Origin of the sequence: Clostridium sp. AM54-37XD, assembly GCF_003478225.1 — a bacterium.
Taxonomy (GTDB): domain Bacteria; phylum Bacillota; class Clostridia; order Lachnospirales; family Lachnospiraceae; genus Coprococcus; species Coprococcus ammoniilyticus.
In genome coordinates this window covers 1-18,782 of record NZ_QUEV01000005.1, presented here as the reverse complement: position 1 = coordinate 18,782, position 18,782 = coordinate 1, and the positions used below count along the sequence as shown (strand labels likewise).

Genomic DNA, 18,782 nt, shown 5'->3' with positions numbered 1-18,782 from the left:
CAGGGATATGACACATAAAAAGGAAGAAAGAAGGATAAAAACATGAGAGTAGCGATCATTATGGGATCAACAAGTGACCTGCCAAAGGTTGAGCCTGCAATCGGCATTTTAAAGGAGTATGGAGTAGCAGTTGATGTAAGATGTCTGTCTGCACACAGAGCACATGCAGGACTTTCAGAGTTTATTGAAGAAGCAAATAATAATGGAACACAGGTTATCATTACTGCCGCAGGTATGGCAGCAGCACTTCCGGGTGTTGTAGCAAGCCAGACAGTGATCCCGGTTATCGGAGTACCAATTTCCGGTTCTGTATTAGATGGAATGGATGCACTTCTTTCTATCGTTCAGATGCCATCCGGTATCCCTGTAGCAACTGTAGCAATAAACGGAAGCAAGAATGCAGCATATCTGGCACTTCAGATCATAGGAAACAGCAATGCAGAAGTAAGGAAGAAACTTTTGGCAGAGCGTGAGTCCATGGAAGCTGCAGCCATGAAGGCGAATGCAGAGGTAATTGCAAAATATAATTAATTTTTATGTATTATAAAAATGATGATTTCCGATATGGATCCATGATCTGTATGGAATGAAAAACATAAGAAAAGCAGGAGAAAAAATGATGATAAATTCAAGTCCTCCTGCTTTACTTTTTATCTTGTAAATGGTATTGTAAATGACGGATGGTATTCGAAAGAAACTATACCTGATTGTACACCACAGATAGAACAGGCGATAGCAGGTGATCATATGAGGATTGGATTTATCGGTGCAGGCAAAGTAGGCTTTACACTTGGAAAGTATCTTGAACAGAAGCTGAATAAAGAAGAGATACAAAAGAACCTTCCGGAGACAGTAGCCGTATCCGGATATTACAGCAGACAGGTGGAGAGTGCAAAAGAAGCTGCAGCATTTACCAATACCGAAGCATTTGATGATCTGAAGAAGATCGTTTGTGCAAGTGACGTCCTGATGCTTACCGTTCCGGATGGAAGGATAGAAGCAGTATGGGACAGCATAAAAGCCTTTGATATCAAGGGCAAACTGATCTGTCATTGTAGTGGTGCAATGACATCTAATATTTTTTCAGGTATAACAGAGGCAGGAGCTTTTGGTTATTCGATTCATCCTATGTATGCAATCAGTTCAACGACAAAATCCTACAGGGAAATGCAGAAATGTTTTTTTACCGTGGAAGGTGCTGAAGAGTGGGGAAATAAACTTTGCCGCTTTATTCGTCTTTTAGGAAATGACTGTGTACTTCTCTCAACAGAAAATAAAACAAAATATCATGCGGCTGCAGTATTTGCCAGCAATCTGGTGAATGGTCTGTATGGATCGGCAGTTTCATTACTGGAAGACTGCGGATTTGAAGAGAAACAGGCAGAGCAGGCACTTGTTCCGTTATTTATGGGAAATGCATCGCATATAGCAGAAGATGGCCCGGTGGCAGGTCTGACCGGACCGATCGAGAGAAATGACACAACGACAGTAAAGAAACATCTGAATGTTCTTGATGCAAATGAGAAACATATTTATATCAGCGTATCAGAAGCTGTACTTGCTTTAGCAGAGCAGAAATATTCCGACCGTGATTATTCTGAGATGAAGAAAATTCTTTCAGGACAGGAATGAGAAATGGGAATACTGCAATGTCTGGAACAATGGCAGGGAAAGCAGTAAGTTATGGCAATGCTGGATTTTGAAATGAACAAAAAATGAAATGATTTCAGAATAGGAGAATAAGACGTATGAAGAACACAACAACATCAATTATGCAGATGAAGAATTCCGGGCATAAGATTTCTATGCTGACAGCGTATGATTATACGACAGCAAGATTATTGGATGAAGCAGGAGTCAACACGATCCTTGTCGGTGATTCCCTCGGAAATGTAATCCTTGGATATGAGGATACGATCTCTGTAACCGTAGAAGACATGATCCATCATAGCGCAGCCGTTGCAAGAGGAGCCAAGAATGCACTGGTTGTAACTGATCTTCCATTTATGTCCTATCAGACCAGTGTATATGACGCAGTCGTAAATGCAGGTCGTCTGATGAAGGAAGGCAGAGCCGGAGCTGTAAAGTTAGAAGGTGGTAAAGAAGTCTGTCCACAGATTAAAGCAATCGTATCAGCAGGAATCCCTGTTGTTGCACATCTGGGACTGACTCCGCAGTCGATCAATACTTTTGGTGGCTTTAAGGTTCAGGGGAAGACAGAAACAGCAGCTAAGAAGCTGATCGAGGATGCCAAGGCAGTAGAAGAAGCAGGTGCGTTTTTACTGGTACTGGAGTGTGTCCCTGCAAAGCTTGCAAAGCTTGTAACAGAGAGCATCAACATTCCTACGATCGGAATCGGAGCAGGAGCAGGATGCGACGGACAGGTTCTTGTAATTTACGATATGCTTGGCATGTTCAGTGATTTCAAGCCGAAGTTTGTAAAGCATTTTGCTAATGCAGGAGACGTGATTCGTGAAGCAGTAAAGACTTATATAGCAGAGATTGACGATGGAACATTTCCGGCAGAAGAACACTGCTACAAAATTGATGATGAAGTAATCGATAAATTATACTAAGAGATAGAAGCTGCCTGAACCGGTAAAAACCGGGAGACAGGATCAGGAAAGGACTGGAAATCAGAAATGAAGATTTTAAAAACAGTAGATGAAGTAAGAAGTCAGGTTAAGGCATGGAAGAAAGAAGGCTTAAGTGTTGGACTTGTACCAACAATGGGATATCTCCATGAGGGACATCAGAGTCTGATCAGGAAATCCGTAGAACAGAATGACAGAACCGTTGTATCTGTATTTGTCAATCCGATGCAGTTTGGACCAACAGAGGATCTGGAGAGTTATCCAAGAGATCTTGATGCAGATGCAAAGTTATGCGAGACAACAGGTGCAGATGTGATTTTTCATCCGGAACCGGAAGAAATGTATAAGCCGGGATTTTGTTCTTATGTCAATATGACAGGGCTTCCGGATGCATTATGCGGACTGACTCGTCCGGTACATTTCAAAGGTGTATGTACAGTTGTAAATAAATTATTCAATATCGTTCAGCCGGATCGTGCTTATTTTGGTCAGAAGGATGCACAGCAGCTTGCGATCATCATGCGTATGGTTATAGATCTGAACATGGATATTGAGATTGTTGGATGTCCGATCATCCGTGAGGCAGATGGTCTTGCCAAGAGTTCCAGAAATATTTATCTGAAGCCGGAAGAACGTCAGGCAGCAGTGATCTTAAGCAAGTCTGTGAAGCTTGGACAGCAGATGATCGCGGATGGTGAGCGAGATGCGAAGAAGATTGTAGCAGCAATGAAAGACCTGATCGGATCAGAGCCACTTGCAGATATTGATTATGTTGAGATGGTGGATATGGATACCATGAAGTCAATCGATATAGTAGAGGGACATGTCCTTTGTGCTATGGCAGTCAGATTTGGCAAGGCAAGATTGATCGATAACTTTATCCTTGATATGAACAAATAACAGCCGGATCAGCATTCGTCCCGAACAGAATGATTTTCAATGATACGATGCAGAATGGAGAAAATGATGTTAAAGAATAAGACCGTTGTTTTAGGTGTAACAGGAAGTATAGCAGCATATAAGATGGCAAATGTTGCCAGTATGCTTGTAAAACTGCATGCAGATGTAAATGTCATCATGACAGAAAATGCGACCAATTTTATCAATCCGATCACATTTGAGACCTTAACAGGAAATAAGTGTCTGGTGGATACCTTTGACCGTAATTTTCAGTTTAACGTAGAACACGTTGCACTTGCAAAACGGGCAGATATCTTTATGGTTGCTCCTGCATCGGCAAATATTATTGGGAAGATCGCAGGCGGCATTGCCGATGATATGTTGAGTACTACGATCATGGCTGCAAAATGTCCGAAACTGATCGCACCTGCAATGAACACGAATATGTTAGAGAATCCGATCGTTCAGGATAACATCAGGAAATTACAGTCCTACGGCTATGAGATCATAGAGTCGGCAAGCGGATACCTTGCCTGTGGAGATACAGGCAAGGGGAAGCTTCCGAATGAACAGTTGTTAGTTGATTATATATTAAAGTATATTGCAGCAGAGAAGGATATGCAGGGAATAAAAGTACTTGTTACTGCAGGTCCTACGATGGAAGCAATCGACCCGGTTCGCTTTATTTCCAATCATTCAACTGGTAAAATGGGATATGCGATCGCCAGACAGGCGATGCTTCGTGGGGCGGATGTGACACTTGTAACAGGAAAGGTAGCGATCACACCGCCAGAATTCGTAACAGTAGTGCCGGTTACCTCTGCACAGGATATGTATGAAGCAGTAACGGCTGCCAGTGCAGATCAGGATATCATTATCAAGGCTGCCGCCGTTGCAGATTACAAACCGGCAGAAGTATCAGATAACAAGATCAAGAAATCGGATGCTGATATGAGCATTCCACTTACAAGAACAAAAGATATTCTTGCATTCCTTGGAATGCAGAGAGAAGAGGCAAGAAAGACAGATGGGGACAGCAGACTTGCCAGACAGATTATATGCGGATTTTCGATGGAGACACAGAATCTGCTGGAGAATTCCAGAAAGAAACTGGAAAAGAAGAAGATCGATATAGTCGCAGCAAATAACTTAAAGACAGCGGGGGCTGGATTTGGAACAGATACCAATGTGCTGACATTGATCACACAGGATGAAGATATTGAATTGCCACAGATGAGTAAAGAGGAGTGTGCAGACAGACTTCTTACCCAGTTAATAAAAATGAGGAAATAATATTAACCTGGAGGCTGGCGTTGAGCATAGAAAATAAGAAAAAGCTGCGGGTGTTATGCCTGGTGCTATTCATTTTATACAGTATATCCATTGTTTATTTCCTGATATTCAGCGATATGTTTGGAAGGGGACATGGATATGAAGAGATGCGGTACAATCTGACACCGTTTCTCGAGATTAAGCGTTTCGTAAAGTACAGAAGTTATATGACGACCACAAGCGTGATGTTGAATCTGGTTGGAAATGTTCTTGCTTTTGTACCATTTGGAATGTTGATCCGTTGGGTCAGAGGTAAAAAAACCGGATTTTTTACAGCGACTCTGGCGGCATTTGCGTTTTCGTTAAGTATTGAACTGGTACAGTTGATAACAAAACTTGGGGTGTTTGATGTTGATGATATTATCATGAATACCTTTGGCGGCATGCTTGGATATATCATATATTATATTCTGGCACGATTTGACAGAAAAAGGAGTAAAAAGATTGAAAAACAGTGATTTCAGGGTTTCTCCACCCGGAAGTTCAGGAGATACGATCATTTCATATATATTGGGAATTTTGGGCGGAATCTTTATAATACTTTCCGTGATCAAATCCATTATATCAAGAGGTACGGTAGAACGTATCTATGGGGTATTGATGATCAGTGCTTTTTTGATGGCATTTACCGGAATTGTATTCGGCGTGATCGGGTATCATGCAGAAGAAGGTGGGGTTACATCTAAGAAAATGGCGGTTTATCTGAATATCATAGTTTTTATTATATCAGGCATCTTTTTTATGAAGGGAATATAAGAGTGTGGATGAGAGACTGAAAAAACAACTGGATTTTATACTGGAGGTTGACAAGAGCAAATTTGTAGTCAGACAGACGTATCTGACAGATGGAATCAGAAAAGAAGATGATGCAGAACATTCCTGGCATATTGCACTTATGGCAATCTTACTGGCGGAATATTCAAATGAACCGGTTGACGTATTAAGAGTGGTTTCCATGCTGCTGGTTCATGATCTGATCGAGATAGATGCAGGTGATACATATGCATATGATAAAAATGCAAATGCAACAAAAAGAGAACGGGAATTAAAGGCTGCTGACCGGATATTTAATATCCTGCCGGAAGATCAGGCGAAGAAGCTTCGTGGACTCTGGGATGAATTTGAGGAGTATCAGACGCCGGAAGCCAAATTTGCACATGTAATGGATAATCTGGCGCCGGTTATGTTAAGTGATGCCGTTGGAGGAAAAAGCTGGAAAGAGCATGGCGTTTTCGAGAACCAGGTGTATGGTAGAAACAAGCGGACACCAGAGGGATCAGAGACGTTATATCAGGTGATTGATGAGGTGTTCCGGAAGAACATTCAACTTGGAAACATAAAGGGAGACAATAAATGACATATTATAAGGATATAACAGCAGAATATGAAGATATCGAAGATCGTTACGAACTGATGGTTGAGCGGATCCGTTCGATCACAAAAGAAGAAACAGTGGACATGCGGTATCGGGATTATTTTGTAAGAACCGGAGAATTTTTACTGCAGTTAGATAAAGTGATCGAAAAGGTAAAAAGTGGGATGCCCATTTCGGAGAGCTGTACAGCGGGCGAATTACAGCAGATAAATGCAGCACTTTATCAGGATGTTATGCCTGAAAATTACGAAACGAGTTATTGCAACTATGAATACACCAGACAGATGTTTGGTGAGAAAATAGCAGAGAACGAGATTGAAGACATAGACAAGCGGGAATATTTATTTGCTGACTATCTGACATTTCTTTGTTATGAATTCCATGGACTGATCGCGGCAGCATTTGAAGGAAGAGTTGTAGACCTTACTGTATGGTTTGAATTGTTTGTGGAGGTATATGGGATCTTTGAGGATTTTCCATCTGTTAAAGCAGTAAAAGATGCCATTTATTATTTTGAACATGATTATGCGGAGTTCTTCATGGATTATCGTGTGCGTGAGAAGATGGATCCGATTCTTTCCTTTGCGACAGATATTGTCATGAAATGTGAAGACGGAGATAACAGCTATTTATATGAATATGGAGAATACATCGGAAAGAATGAATTGGAAACGGAAGCGTTTCTTCGCAGGATGTCATCAGAAAAAGTGGCGTCGATTGCCCGGACTTATACAGAAGGATTTCGACAGGGCTTTGTAGCGGCCGGAATTGATATGTCAAAAAAGAAGCATGTAAATATCCGGTATTCGATTGGTATGGAGCGCATCGTAAAAGCTGCGATCCTCCAGTTCCGTGATATGGGATTGGAACCGTTATGTTTCCGTTATGATACGAACCGCATCAACCGGACCAGAATGAACCGGATCGGCTATGTAGGTACTCCGGTAAATAAGCAGATGGATTACGACCATCAGATGGACCAGGCGTTATTTCTTGATCGCAAGCTGATGGAACGGAAATTAGAGATAATGCGTGGCGCTTATGAGAAATACAGATATGAGGCGTCCGTATATGCAGGACCGGCGTGTATCGAGATATTTGGTGAGACACCGTTTGAACCGGTGAGCAAGCCGGGACAGCTTACGCTTAGCAAGAAGCAGCAGGAGCTTGGTGTGGAATATACCAATGAACTGTCACAGATTGTGAACGAATATATACCGGGAGATGAGTACAGCTTTACGATCATCGCATATCCAATGCCTGAGATCGGAGATGATTATGAAGATATATTTGAACAGATCATCCGGATCAACAATCTGGAAAGTAATGTATACCGTCCGATTCACCAGATGATCATCAATGAGTTGGATCAGGCAGAATGGGTACATGTGATCGGACAGAATGGTAATCAGACTGATATGAAGGTAATGCTGCATGTGTTAGAGCACCCGGAGATAGAGACAAATTTTGAGAACTGTCTGGCGGATGTGAATATTCCTCTTGGCGAGGTTTTTACATCGCCGAGGCTTACCGGAACGCATGGAGTTTTAAATGTGAGTGAGGTCTATCTGAATGATCTGAAATATGTTGATCTCAAGCTGACCTTTGAAGATGGAAAGATCAAAACTTACACCTGTAAGAACTTTGACAGAGAAGAAGATAATGTAAAATTTGTAAAGGATAATCTTTTGGGCGGACGGGATACACTGCCGATCGGAGAGTTTGCGATCGGAACGAATACGACCGCATATGTACTTGCAAATAAATATAACATGGTATATAAATTGCCGATACTGATCGTAGAGAAGATGGGACCGCATTTTGCAGTCGGTGATACCTGCTATAGCTGGAGCGAAGAAAATATCCTTCATAATCCGGACGGCAAGGAAATCGTTGCAAAGGATAATGAGTGCTCGATCCTTCGAAAGACGGATATCAGCAAGGCATATTTTAACTGCCATACCGATATTACGATACCATATGATGAGATCGGAGGCATTTATTCGGTTCATGCAGATGGAACGAGAGTTGCCATTATCGAAAATGGCAGATTTGTTCTTCCGGGAACCGAGATGTTAAATGAGCCGTTTAAAGAGGCGGAATAAAAAATAAACCATATAAATGAGAGTAGATTCATCATCCTGAACATGGGAGAGAAGCTGTCATTTATATGGTTTATTTTATTTCATAGCGTTTAGCTGTGCTTTTATAAAGAAGTTAGTATTCGTATCGTATTTTATTATTTTAAAACAGACATTCGCTTATATCGTTTATTTGAATACAGTGCGCTGTCTGCCTGGCTTAACAGATCCTCAATCTTGATATTCGGATCGCAGGAAAATTCCGATACACCGACACTCATTTCGATATAATATGGTTTGTCACAGGTTTCATTTAATTCATTGGACAATTCCTGAATCCTTGCCTGTACAGTCTTAGGAAAATCAAGATCATCAATGAAAGCAAAACATACAAACTCATCACCGCCGATTCGACCGACAATGTCACTCGCCCGGAAACTTGTCATCAGGATATTTGCAATATTCTTTAAAGCAAAATCTCCATCGTTGTGTCCGAATTTATCGTTTACGATCTTTAAGCTGTCCATGTCTGCAAACAGTAGCATTGCCTTACGTCCATGATTGGCAGGTTTATTGATCAGGTATTCCACTTTTTCCATTAATCCACGTCTGTTATTGACGCCGGTCAGTTCATCGGAGGTAGACAGGTGATTTAACAGCTCATTTTTTTCATGGATCTCACTTAAGGACATTACTAATTGTTCTTTTGTCTGGATCTGTTCTTTTAAAAGTGATAAATATTTAAAAGAAGCCCCAAGATGAAGAGAAGTTGTATAAATGTGTCCAAAGTGATCTACATCTGTATTGCATACAAACAGACCATGATGTTGTTCATTTGTAAAAATAGGAACAATAACAGCGGTAAATCTATCTTCAAAACCGGTATATTCATTGTCAAAGATATCGGTAGATGCAATACGACGTGTTTCACCTGATAAAACAGCTGTATGTTTTGGATTGTAAAAAGCTTGAAGATACAAAGTATCCGGCGTTTTCCAGCTTCCGTCCGGTTGAATGGCGACGGGTTCATCATACGCATATAAATAAGATGCTGCAAATCCAAGGTCTTTTAATTTAGCAAGCATAGATGAAAAGGTTTTTGCTGTATCGGTTCCATATGTAAGAGTATCTCTTGTAATATAGATTGAAGACCATGATCCCGTTTTGCTGTCATGTTCCTGTTGGTACAAAGAAGTTGACAAAAACTGTGCGATAGCACTTGTAATATGAGAATTTAGCCGATAGTATTCAGACCGTTTATCCGGATCGTTGATTAATGCTATGATGACACCGGAAAAACAACGGAATGAAAATGCAATATTGGTTACTGAAAAGAAACTTGTGACAGGAGATGACAATAATGTCATCAGTTTGTCTACGATCAGATTCTTTGGATATGGTTTAGCCTTTGGTAAAATGGCAATTTCTATTATATCCTTCCAGATGCTATTGATCTGATCAAGAACAATCGTACCAAAAAAGCTGTTTTTAATATTGCCTAAAATAGAATCGTCACAGTATTCCAGAATATCTGATACAGTAGAGAAACTGTCAATCGGCATATGTTCGGTATTTTCATGCAGACTGCACCCACATGATAATCGTTTTACAAAGTGGGAATCCAAGACAGAAGAACAGAATTCGCCTGCCTTAATATCCTGAATGATCTTGCCAACGGCACGATAGCCCAATGCAGGGGTGTTCGCGTTTACGGTTGTAAGGGGTGGAACCATAGTTACGGAACCGGGAGAGTTGTCAAAACCGATTACACTGATATCAGCTCCGATTCGGATGTTACGGCTTTTCAATTCCTGATAGCCACCGATAGCCATCTGATCGTTAGAGAAAATAATAGCATCCGCATCTGGGTTATCATCAAGCAGTTTACCGACAATCTCACGACTGTATTCAGAATAATCACCGTATACGATCATATCTTCAGTGACCGGAATGTTGTGAGCTTTCATTGTAGTTCGGTATACATTCAAACGTTCCAGAGCATCTTCATTTGTCTTTCTTCCGGCAACAAAACAGATATGCTTTCGGTTGTGATGAATAATCAGATGTTCGATGGCATCTCGAAGACCGGCAGTACTGTCGGTCTGTAAACAAGGATAACCTGAAACCTTAGATTCCAGAGTAAGGATTGGAATATCTTTAAAAGTATCCAAAAATGCTTCAATACTTTTTTGTGATATAAAAGATGCGATCGTACCAACGGACACGATCAGGGCATCCAGATTTTCTTTTTTAGCATAATAAAAAACAGAGTTGTACTGATAATCATAAATTTCGTTTTCAGGATCGTTAAATGAAGCATTTAAAAACATGCCCGGAAAGACGATAAGATTCACGTCCAGCTCTTTCGCTGCGTATTCAGCTCCTTTACATATTTCATTTGCATATTCATTGTCGAGATGACATATGAATAATCCGATGTTTAATCTATTATTTGTCATACAACTACCTCTTGTTAACGAAAAAAACAGTTACTCTGCATATAACATTATACTACCATAAATGGGAATCATTATCAAATTATATTTGATATTTATATAGTATTTTTCAAAAAAAGAAAACACGCCTTGCTGATAAACAAAATTGTGCCGAACAGAGCCCTGTTTTGGACTGCTATATTTGTGAGAATGGCTTCTTTACAAACAGAAATTAATCCCGTATAATTTATAAGAATCAATTGGCATGAAAATGCACTTTATAATGGATAAAACAGGAGGATTTTACAATGGATTACAAGAATGCCGGCGTTGATATTGAGGCAGGATATAAGTCAGTAGAACTTATGAAGAAGCACATCAAGACAACCATGAGACCAGAGGTATTAGGTGGTATCGGAGGTTTTGCTGGTGCGTTCAGTCTTGCAAAGATCAAAGAGATGAAAGAGCCTGTATTACTGTCTGGAACAGATGGATGCGGTACAAAAGTACAGCTTGCATATATCATGGATAAGCACGATACGATCGGAATCGATGCTGTGGCTATGTGTGTGAATGATATTGCATGTTCTGGTGGAGAACCTCTTTTCTTCCTGGATTATATAGCATGTGGTAAGAATTATCCGGAAAAGATCGCTACGATCGTAAGTGGTGTTGCAGAAGGCTGTAACCAGTCCGGCGCAGCTTTAGTTGGCGGCGAGACAGCTGAGCATCCGGGGCTTATGCCGGAGAATGAGTATGACCTTGCAGGATTTGCTGTTGGTGTCGTAGAGAAGGATGAACTTATCACAGGAGAGAATATCAAAGCCGGAGATACATTGATCGGTATCGCTTCAAGCGGTGTACACAGCAATGGTTTCTCACTGGTTCGTAAAGTATTTGAGATGACAAAGGAATCTCTGGATACATATTATGATGAACTTGGAACAACACTTGGCGAAGCACTTCTTGCTCCGACAAGAATTTATGTAAAAGCATTAAAGGCAGTAAAGGATGCCGGTGTAATGATTAAGGGTTGCAGCCACATCACAGGCGGTGGCTTCTATGAGAACATTCCAAGAATGCTTCCGGACGGAGCTCGTGCGCAGGTGAAGAAGGACTCATATGAAGTGCCTGCTATATTCAAGCTCCTTGCAAAGAAGGGCGATATAGATGAGCATATGATGTACAATACGTATAACATGGGAGTTGGTATGTGCCTTGCAATAGATCCTACAGATGCAGATAAGACAATAGCAGCTATAGAGAGTGCCGGAGACAAGGCATTTGTTCTCGGTACAGTAGTAGCCGGTGAAAAGGGAGTAGATTTATGCTAAGAATAGCAGTTCTGGTTTCCGGTGGCGGTACGAACTTACAGGCGATCATTGATGCAATCGCAGCAGGAAAGATCACAGACACCGAGATCGCAGCAGTTATCAGTAATAATAGAAATGCCTATGCACTGGAACGTGCAAAACAGGCAGGTATAAAAGATATCGTAGTATCACCAAAGGATTTTGAAACAAGAGATGTATTTAATGAGAACCTGTTGAAGATTTTACAGGAAGTGAATCCGGATCTGATCGTACTTGCGGGATACCTTGTAGTTATTCCGGAGATTGTGATTGATGCATTTGAGAACCGGATTATCAATATCCATCCTTCTCTGATTCCTGCTTTTTGTGGTACAGGCTATTATGGACTCAAGGTTCATGAGGCAGCGTTAAAAAGAGGTGTAAAAGTAGTAGGTGCTACAGTACATTTTGTAGATAAAGGAACCGATACCGGTCCGATCATTATGCAGAAAGCGGTTGCGGTACAAAACGGAGATACTCCGAAGGTGCTTCAGCAGAGAGTCATGGAGCAGGCAGAGTGGAATATTCTACCTGCTGCTATTGATAAGATTGCACATGGAAAGGTTCGGATCGAAGACGGCATAACAGTTGTAGAAGACTGACAGGAGGAAAACAAATGAAGATTTTAGTTGTAGGTGGCGGCGGAAGAGAGCATGCTATTATTACAAGTATTGCAAAGAGCAGTAAAGTAACAAAAATCTATTGTGCACCGGGAAATGCAGGTATTGCAGAATTGGCAGAATGTGTGGATATCGGTGTTATGGAATTTGATAAACTGGTTGATTTCGCAAAGAAGGAAGCAGTTGATCTTGCAGTTGTAGCTCCGGATGACCCGTTGGTTGCCGGCGCAGTTGATGCATTTGAAGCAGCGGGCATCCGTGCATTCGGTCCTCGAGCAAATGCAGCGATCATCGAAGGTTCAAAGGCATTTTCCAAGGATCTTATGAAAAAATACAATATACCTACAGCCGCATATGAGAATTTTACAGATGCAGAATCAGCACTTGCATATCTTGAAACGGCAAGCTTCCCGATCGTATTAAAGGCAGATGGACTGGCACTTGGTAAAGGTGTTCTGATCTGTAAGGATCTGGAAGAAGCAAAAGCCGGTGTAAAAGAGATCATGCTGGATAAGCATTTTGGAAATGCGGGAAATACTATGGTTATCGAGGAATTCATGACAGGACGTGAGGTGTCTGTTCTTGCATTCTGTGATGGTACAACGATCAAACCTATGACCTCCGCACAGGATCATAAGCGTGCACAGGACGGTGATCAAGGATTGAATACCGGTGGAATGGGAACATTTTCACCAAGCCCATTCTATACAGATGAGATTGCAGATTACTGCATGGAGAATATATACAAGCCTACAATGGCAGCCATGAAGGCAGAGAAAAGAGAATTCAAAGGCGTGTTATTCTGCGGACTTATGATCACGCCACAGGGCGTAAAGGTACTGGAATATAATGCAAGATTTGGAGATCCGGAGGCGCAGGTTGTTCTTCCTAGAATGAAGAATGATATCATTGATGTATTTGAGGCTTGTATTGACGGAACACTGGATCAGGTAGAACTTGAATTTGAAGACAACGCTGCTGTATGTGTAGTACTTGCATCTGACGGTTATCCGGTTTCCTATAAGAAAGGCTATCCGATCTCAGGCCTTGAGACGTTCAAAGACAAGGAAGGATACTATGTATTCCATGCCGGAACCAAGTTTGAAAACGGCAAGGTTGTAACAAATGGCGGTCGTGTACTTGGAGTAACAGCTACAGGAAAGGATCTTCATGAAGCCCGTGCAAATGCATACAAGGCAACCGGGTGGATCACATTTGAGAATAAATATATGCGCCATGATATCGGTAAAGCGATTGATGAGTGTTAATTATTATTGAAAGATATACGAAAGAAAAAGTCTCTGGGGAACATACTAATATATGGGAGCCGGGGACTTTTGTATCATAACAGAAGATAGTAGGCAGAAAATGTCATATACTATGAAAAAAGAGGTGACATAATTTGAAACTTCCAAACAGTGAAAAATTACAGGAAATATTAAAAGAAGCCAAACGGATATCCAAGAAGCTGGGGCAGAACTATATAGGAAGTGAACATCTGTTGATGGCACTTACCTTTGTCAGTGATACGGCACCGTTTGTTGTTTTACAGGAAAATGGAGTAACGATACAGTCGATCATTAATATCTTAAGCCAGATACCATTAGCCGGAGGAACCTTTGGCGCAGAGAAAAGCAAATATACAAAATCCGCAGAGTCGATCCTGGAGCTTGCGGGAAATGAAGCAAAACGTCTGGAAAGTACAGAGGTAGGAAGCGAGCATCTTCTGATTGCCATTTTGAAGCATCTGGATTGTACGGCGGTAAAAATCATACTGTCATTAAAGGCAAATATACAGAAAATATATGTAGACATCATGTCTGCATGTGGAGTGGATGGCAGTACGGCAAAAAAAGAATTTGTAAGTCTGAAAAAGGGAAAGAATAAATCCAAGGCATCGGCAACACCGACGTTGGATCAGTTCTCCAGAGATATGACGATGGATGCCCGTATGGGAAATCTAGATCCGGTTATAGGCAGAGAGAAAGAGATAGAGCGTGTGCTTCAGATTTTAAGCAGACGTATGAAGAACAACCCATGTATGGTTGGAGAACCGGGTGTAGGTAAGACTGCGGTAGCAGAGGGGATTGCTTACCTGATCGCTGCAGGAGATGTGCCGGATACAGTACGGGATAAGCGACTGTTGTCGCTAGATTTATCCAGTATGGTAGCGGGTTCCAAGTACCGTGGAGAATTTGAGGAACGGATCAAGAAGGTGATCGCAGAGGTAAAAAATGCCGGAAACGTCATTCTGTTTGTGGATGAGCTTCATACGATCATCGGAGCCGGTGGAGCAGAGGGAGCAATCGATGCATCTAATATCTTAAAACCATCCTTATCGCGCGGAGAGATCCAGATGATCGGAGCGACGACACGTGCAGAATACAGAAAATATATAGAAAAGGATGCAGCGTTGGAGCGAAGATTTCAGCCGGTCTATGTGGAAGAGCCGACCAATGAAGAAACAGTAGAGATCTTAAAGGGACTTCGCTCTGCATACGAGGAACATCATCATGTAGAGATCAGTGATCAGGCACTGGAAGCAGCGGTATCATTATCGGTTCGATATATCAGTGACCGTTTCCTGCCGGATAAAGCCATTGATCTGATGGATGAAGCATGTTCCAGAAAACGTCTGGGATTTGGAAAGAAAGCAAAGAAGACTCTGCCATTGGAGCTTGAGATACAGGCGTTTTCCGATGATATTGAGAACCTTTTAGAGGCTGGAGATATCGATGAAGCGGCAGAACTGTTAAAGAAACAGAGAAAACTGGAAACAAAGCTCGATAAAATGAAGCAGAATAAAAATGCGAAAAGTGTTGTAGTAGATGCAGAGGATATTGCGGATGTTGTATCTGTATGGACGAAGATTCCGGTAAATAAACTGACCGAACAGGAATCCAAACGTCTGGAACGTCTGGAAGAGGAGCTGCATAAGAGAGTTGTCGGTCAGAATGAAGCAGTTGATGCGGTAGCAAAGGCGATTAAGAGAAGTCGTGTAGGCTTAAAAGATCCAAAACGTCCGGTTGGTTCGTTCTTATTCCTTGGGCCTACCGGCGTAGGTAAGACTGAATTGTCGAAGGCTCTTGCAGAAGCGGTATTCGGCAGCGAGGACGCGCTGATCCGTGTCGATATGTCGGAGTATATGGAGAAACACAGTGTGTCGAAGCTGATCGGGTCACCTCCGGGCTATGTTGGCTTTGAGGAAGGTGGACAGCTTAGTGAGAAGGTTCGTTCCAATCCGTACTCTGTTATATTGTTTGATGAGATAGAAAAGGCACACAGTGATGTGTTTAATATATTATTGCAGGTACTGGATGATGGACATATTACAGATTCTCAGGGCAGAAAAGTAGATTTTAAGAACACGATCATTATCATGACATCGAATACTGGCGCACAGAGGATTATTGATCCGAAGAAGCTTGGATTTGTTACTGCGTCAAATGCAGATACAGAGCACGAAGATATGAAGAAGAATGTTATGGATGAGGTAAAACAGAACTTCAAGCCGGAGTTCTTGAACCGTATTGACGACATTATCGTATTCCGAGCACTGACAGAGGATGATGTAAGAAATATTTCAAATCTTCTATTAAAAGAATTAAAGCAGCGTGTTGCATCGCAGATGGAGATTCAGTTGAAGTTTGGAGATGCAGTTAAGAAACTGATCTTTGAGAAAGGCTACGATAAGAAATACGGAGCAAGACCGTTGAAACGTGCGATTCAGACGAATATAGAAGATGTGCTTGCAGAAGCAGTCTTAAAAGGTGAGATTAAACGGGGAGATACCGTTCAGGTGACTGTGCGCAACGATAAGGTGAAGTTTGCAGTAAAAAATGAACCTGAAAAGTAGTTGCTTCCAATTCTATAAAATAATTGTGAACTGATTATATTTGGTGTGGCAAAAGCCGGAGCATTATTGTATAATCAGATTATAAAAGTGCCGGGTAAGGCATGAGTATAATGTACAGGAGGATAAAAATGTCAGTAATCAACGATTTAATTAACATAGAGTCCGATTCACTGGATTTCGGAAATTATGAATTAGCAACAAAGACAAAGAAAGATGGTATTGAATATAAAGGTGATATCTATAAGATCAAGACTTTCAATGAGATCACCAAGCTTGAGAAGAATGGTATGTTTGTATATGAATCAGTACCGGGTACAGCAGTACATGGCTTCCGTTCATCAGAAGAAGATGTATCATTTATAGTAGAAGGAACAGAGACCTCATCTATTACACTGGAGCTGGAACCGGAAACAGATTACAAGATTCATATTGATGATATATATGTAGGAAAGAATAAAACAAATCTCGGTGGCAAGTTAAGCATCAGTGTAGATCTTGAACCGGGCAGAGAAGTAAAGGTAGACGTCAGAAAAGCATTTGACTAGGAGTTTATATGGCAAAAGAAAAACAGATCTTTTTTTGCCGGGAATGTGGATTTGAGTCAGCAAAATGGATGGGACAGTGTCCGGGATGCAGATCCTGGAATACGTTCTGTGAAGAAAAAGTAACGGTAGGCGCCAGAAAACAGTCCGGAGGACGGACTGCTGTGGTGCCTACAAGTATTTTAGAAGTAAAAACGGCTGATGAGACAAGATTTTCCACAGGACTGGAAGAATTGAACAGAGTACTTGGAGGAGGAATCGTAAACGGTTCTCTTGTTTTGGTAGGGGGAGATCCCGGTATCGGTAAGTCGACAATCCTGCTTCAGATGTGCAGAAATCTATCAGCGGACGGTCATAAGATCCTCTATGTTTCAGGCGAGGAATCTTTGTCACAGATCAAGATGCGCGCGGAACGAATTGGTACATTTCAGAAGAATATGCTGCTTTTGTGCGTAAATATCTGGAAGATGTAGAAGAATATGTTAAGAAGGACAGACCGAAGGTTATTGTTATCGACTCGATCCAGACAATAGTAGTAGAAGATATTGCTTCGGCACCGGGAAGTGTATCTCAGGTAAAAGAAGTAACAGCACGTTTGATGCAGATGGCAAAACAGATGGATATAGCGATCTTTATCGTTGGACATGTTACGAAGGAAGGAACGGTAGCAGGCCCGAGAAATCTGGAACATATGGTAGATACGGTGTTGTATTTTGAAGGCGATCGTAATGCAGGCTTCCGTATTCTTCGTGCGGTAAAGAACCGATTTGGATCAACGAATGAGATCGGTGTATTTGAAATGCTTGAAACCGGCTTATCAGAGGTGAATAATCCATCGAGGTTATGCTGGCAGGCAGACCGCTTCAGACATCCGGTTCGGTTGTGGTATGTTCTTTAGAAGGAACCAGACCGATCCTGTTGGAGATCCAGGCACTGGTCTGCCAGACCAGCTTTAATCTACCGAGACGTACAACAGTTGGTTTGGACTATAATCGTGTGAACCTTCTTCTTGCGGTACTTGAAAAGAGAGCGGGGATGGTGTTATCAGGAAGTGATGCATATGTCAATATAGCCGGTGGTATGCGGCTTGATGATCCGGCAGCAGATCTTGGAATTGTATTTGCACTTGTTTCCAGTTTTCGTAATCGTCCATTGGATGAGAGTATGGTCGTATTCGGTGAAGTAGGACTTTCAGGAGAAGTTCGTGGCGTATCCGCAGCAGAGCAGCGTGTAAGAGAAGCTGTGAAAATGGGTTTCCGGACATGTATTATGCCAAAGACAAATGCAGAGCATCTTAAGAGTATAGAGGGCATAAAAGTAGTAGGAGTATCGAATATCAGTCAGGCGTTAGAGTATATATAAGATTGTATTTATTTTAATACAATTTTTGTCAAAAAAAGTGTTGACATCTGACGTCTGATTTAGTATTATATCAACTGTTCGCGGTACGAAACACCGAACGAACAAAGATCACAACTTACATATTTCATGATGATTCTCATCTGGAAAGCATGCAGAACATCAAAAAAGAAAGTAAAAAAGTTGTTGACAAAGAACACTGAATGTGATAACATATAGAAGTTGTCGCTGATGAGTTCGACAACAAAGAACCTTGAAAAATTAACAACATGACAACCCTGAAATTCCAAATAAAGAATTTCAAAAAGAACGTAACAGACGCAAGTCTGATACAAA

General features: G+C 41.4%; 15 protein-coding genes and 1 pseudogene. 15 read left to right on the top strand and 1 reads right to left on the bottom strand.

Annotated features, from left to right (window positions below):
* The first annotated feature begins 42 nt into the window (after window positions 1-42).
* The 9 genes from purE to DXA07_RS05825 all read left to right on the top strand — a co-directional run bounded on the left by purE (window position 43) and on the right by DXA07_RS05825 (window position 8,306).
* The gene (gene purE, locus DXA07_RS05865) at window positions 43-531 is read left to right on the top strand and encodes a 5-(carboxyamino)imidazole ribonucleotide mutase (RefSeq protein ID WP_021944038.1); all 489 of its coding nucleotides are present in this window, start codon (window positions 43-45) and stop codon (window positions 529-531) included.
* A 216-nt stretch (window positions 532-747) separates the two neighbouring features.
* Window positions 748-1,632: a Rossmann-like and DUF2520 domain-containing protein gene (locus tag DXA07_RS05860; protein ID WP_118483829.1), complete on the top strand. Its 885-nt coding sequence runs from the start codon at window positions 748-750 to the stop codon at window positions 1,630-1,632.
* A gap of 116 nt (window positions 1,633-1,748) precedes the next feature.
* Window positions 1,749-2,576 (top strand): 3-methyl-2-oxobutanoate hydroxymethyltransferase, encoded by an 828-nt coding sequence (panB, locus tag DXA07_RS05855; RefSeq protein WP_117808367.1) that lies wholly within the window; start codon window positions 1,749-1,751, stop codon window positions 2,574-2,576.
* Between the two features lie 66 nt (window positions 2,577-2,642).
* Window positions 2,643-3,494, top strand: a complete 852-nt coding sequence (panC, locus tag DXA07_RS05850) for a pantoate--beta-alanine ligase (protein WP_117808366.1) — start codon at window positions 2,643-2,645, stop codon at window positions 3,492-3,494.
* A 66-nt stretch (window positions 3,495-3,560) separates the two neighbouring features.
* Window positions 3,561-4,787, top strand: a complete 1,227-nt coding sequence (gene coaBC / locus DXA07_RS05845) for a bifunctional phosphopantothenoylcysteine decarboxylase/phosphopantothenate--cysteine ligase CoaBC (protein ID WP_021944041.1) — start codon at window positions 3,561-3,563, stop codon at window positions 4,785-4,787.
* A 20-nt stretch (window positions 4,788-4,807) separates the two neighbouring features.
* Window positions 4,808-5,284 carry a VanZ family protein gene (locus DXA07_RS05840; RefSeq protein WP_242996126.1) on the top strand — a complete coding sequence of 159 codons (477 nt, stop codon included), beginning with the start codon at window positions 4,808-4,810 and terminating at the stop codon, window positions 5,282-5,284.
* Window positions 5,271-5,582, top strand: a complete 312-nt coding sequence (locus DXA07_RS05835) for a hypothetical protein (protein ID WP_021944043.1) — start codon at window positions 5,271-5,273, stop codon at window positions 5,580-5,582. The genes DXA07_RS05840 and DXA07_RS05835 overlap by 14 nt, the downstream gene beginning before the upstream one ends.
* Before the next feature lie 4 nt (window positions 5,583-5,586).
* Window positions 5,587-6,183 (top strand): HD domain-containing protein, encoded by a 597-nt coding sequence (locus tag DXA07_RS05830; RefSeq protein WP_021944044.1) that lies wholly within the window; start codon window positions 5,587-5,589, stop codon window positions 6,181-6,183.
* Window positions 6,180-8,306: an aminopeptidase gene (locus tag DXA07_RS05825; protein WP_117808365.1), complete on the top strand. Its 2,127-nt coding sequence runs from the start codon at window positions 6,180-6,182 to the stop codon at window positions 8,304-8,306. Before DXA07_RS05830 ends, DXA07_RS05825 begins: the two co-directional genes overlap by 4 nt.
* A gap of 134 nt (window positions 8,307-8,440) precedes the next feature.
* Here DXA07_RS05825 and DXA07_RS05820 read toward each other — a convergent pair whose 3' ends face one another.
* Window positions 8,441-10,741, bottom strand: a complete 2,301-nt coding sequence (locus tag DXA07_RS05820; RefSeq protein ID WP_118483828.1) for a GGDEF domain-containing protein — start codon at window positions 10,739-10,741, stop codon at window positions 8,441-8,443.
* Between the two features lie 284 nt (window positions 10,742-11,025).
* Between DXA07_RS05820 and purM the strand changes: the two genes are divergently transcribed.
* From purM to radA, 6 genes and pseudogenes are all read left to right on the top strand, one after another.
* Window positions 11,026-12,051 carry a phosphoribosylformylglycinamidine cyclo-ligase gene (gene purM, locus DXA07_RS05815; protein ID WP_021944047.1) on the top strand — a complete coding sequence of 342 codons (1,026 nt, stop codon included), beginning with the start codon at window positions 11,026-11,028 and terminating at the stop codon, window positions 12,049-12,051.
* Window positions 12,045-12,671: a phosphoribosylglycinamide formyltransferase gene (gene purN, locus DXA07_RS05810; RefSeq protein WP_021944048.1), complete on the top strand. Its 627-nt coding sequence runs from the start codon at window positions 12,045-12,047 to the stop codon at window positions 12,669-12,671. The genes purM and purN overlap by 7 nt, the downstream gene beginning before the upstream one ends.
* A gap of 14 nt (window positions 12,672-12,685) precedes the next feature.
* The gene (gene purD, locus DXA07_RS05805; RefSeq protein WP_117808363.1) at window positions 12,686-13,957 is read left to right on the top strand and encodes a phosphoribosylamine--glycine ligase; all 1,272 of its coding nucleotides are present in this window, start codon (window positions 12,686-12,688) and stop codon (window positions 13,955-13,957) included.
* A gap of 134 nt (window positions 13,958-14,091) precedes the next feature.
* Window positions 14,092-16,545 carry an ATP-dependent Clp protease ATP-binding subunit gene (locus DXA07_RS05800; protein WP_117808362.1) on the top strand — a complete coding sequence of 818 codons (2,454 nt, stop codon included), beginning with the start codon at window positions 14,092-14,094 and terminating at the stop codon, window positions 16,543-16,545.
* A 128-nt stretch (window positions 16,546-16,673) separates the two neighbouring features.
* The gene (locus DXA07_RS05795; protein WP_021944051.1) at window positions 16,674-17,090 is read left to right on the top strand and encodes a hypothetical protein; all 417 of its coding nucleotides are present in this window, start codon (window positions 16,674-16,676) and stop codon (window positions 17,088-17,090) included.
* 8 nt (window positions 17,091-17,098) lie between these two features.
* Window positions 17,099-18,449, top strand: a pseudogene (radA, locus tag DXA07_RS05790) (DNA repair protein RadA).
* Window positions 18,450-18,782: the final 333 nt, after the last annotated feature.

What these genes read in the sequence shown, in the direction of transcription:
- panC (WP_117808366.1), top strand. Translation starts at nt 2,643, where the DNA reads ATGAAGATTTTAAAAACAGTAGATGAAGTAAGAAGTCAGGTTAAGGCA.
- DXA07_RS05820 (WP_118483828.1), bottom strand. Translation starts at nt 10,741, where the DNA reads ATGACAAATAATAGATTAAACATCGGATTATTCATATGTCATCTCGAC.
- panB (WP_117808367.1), top strand. Translation starts at nt 1,749, where the DNA reads ATGAAGAACACAACAACATCAATTATGCAGATGAAGAATTCCGGGCAT.
- DXA07_RS05825 (WP_117808365.1), top strand. Translation starts at nt 6,180, where the DNA reads ATGACATATTATAAGGATATAACAGCAGAATATGAAGATATCGAAGAT.
- purN (WP_021944048.1), top strand. Translation starts at nt 12,045, where the DNA reads ATGCTAAGAATAGCAGTTCTGGTTTCCGGTGGCGGTACGAACTTACAG.
- coaBC (WP_021944041.1), top strand. Translation starts at nt 3,561, where the DNA reads ATGTTAAAGAATAAGACCGTTGTTTTAGGTGTAACAGGAAGTATAGCA.
- DXA07_RS05795 (WP_021944051.1), top strand. Translation starts at nt 16,674, where the DNA reads ATGTCAGTAATCAACGATTTAATTAACATAGAGTCCGATTCACTGGAT.
- DXA07_RS05860 (WP_118483829.1), top strand. Translation starts at nt 748, where the DNA reads ATGAGGATTGGATTTATCGGTGCAGGCAAAGTAGGCTTTACACTTGGA.
- purE (WP_021944038.1), top strand. Translation starts at nt 43, where the DNA reads ATGAGAGTAGCGATCATTATGGGATCAACAAGTGACCTGCCAAAGGTT.
- purM (WP_021944047.1), top strand. Translation starts at nt 11,026, where the DNA reads ATGGATTACAAGAATGCCGGCGTTGATATTGAGGCAGGATATAAGTCA.
- purD (WP_117808363.1), top strand. Translation starts at nt 12,686, where the DNA reads ATGAAGATTTTAGTTGTAGGTGGCGGCGGAAGAGAGCATGCTATTATT.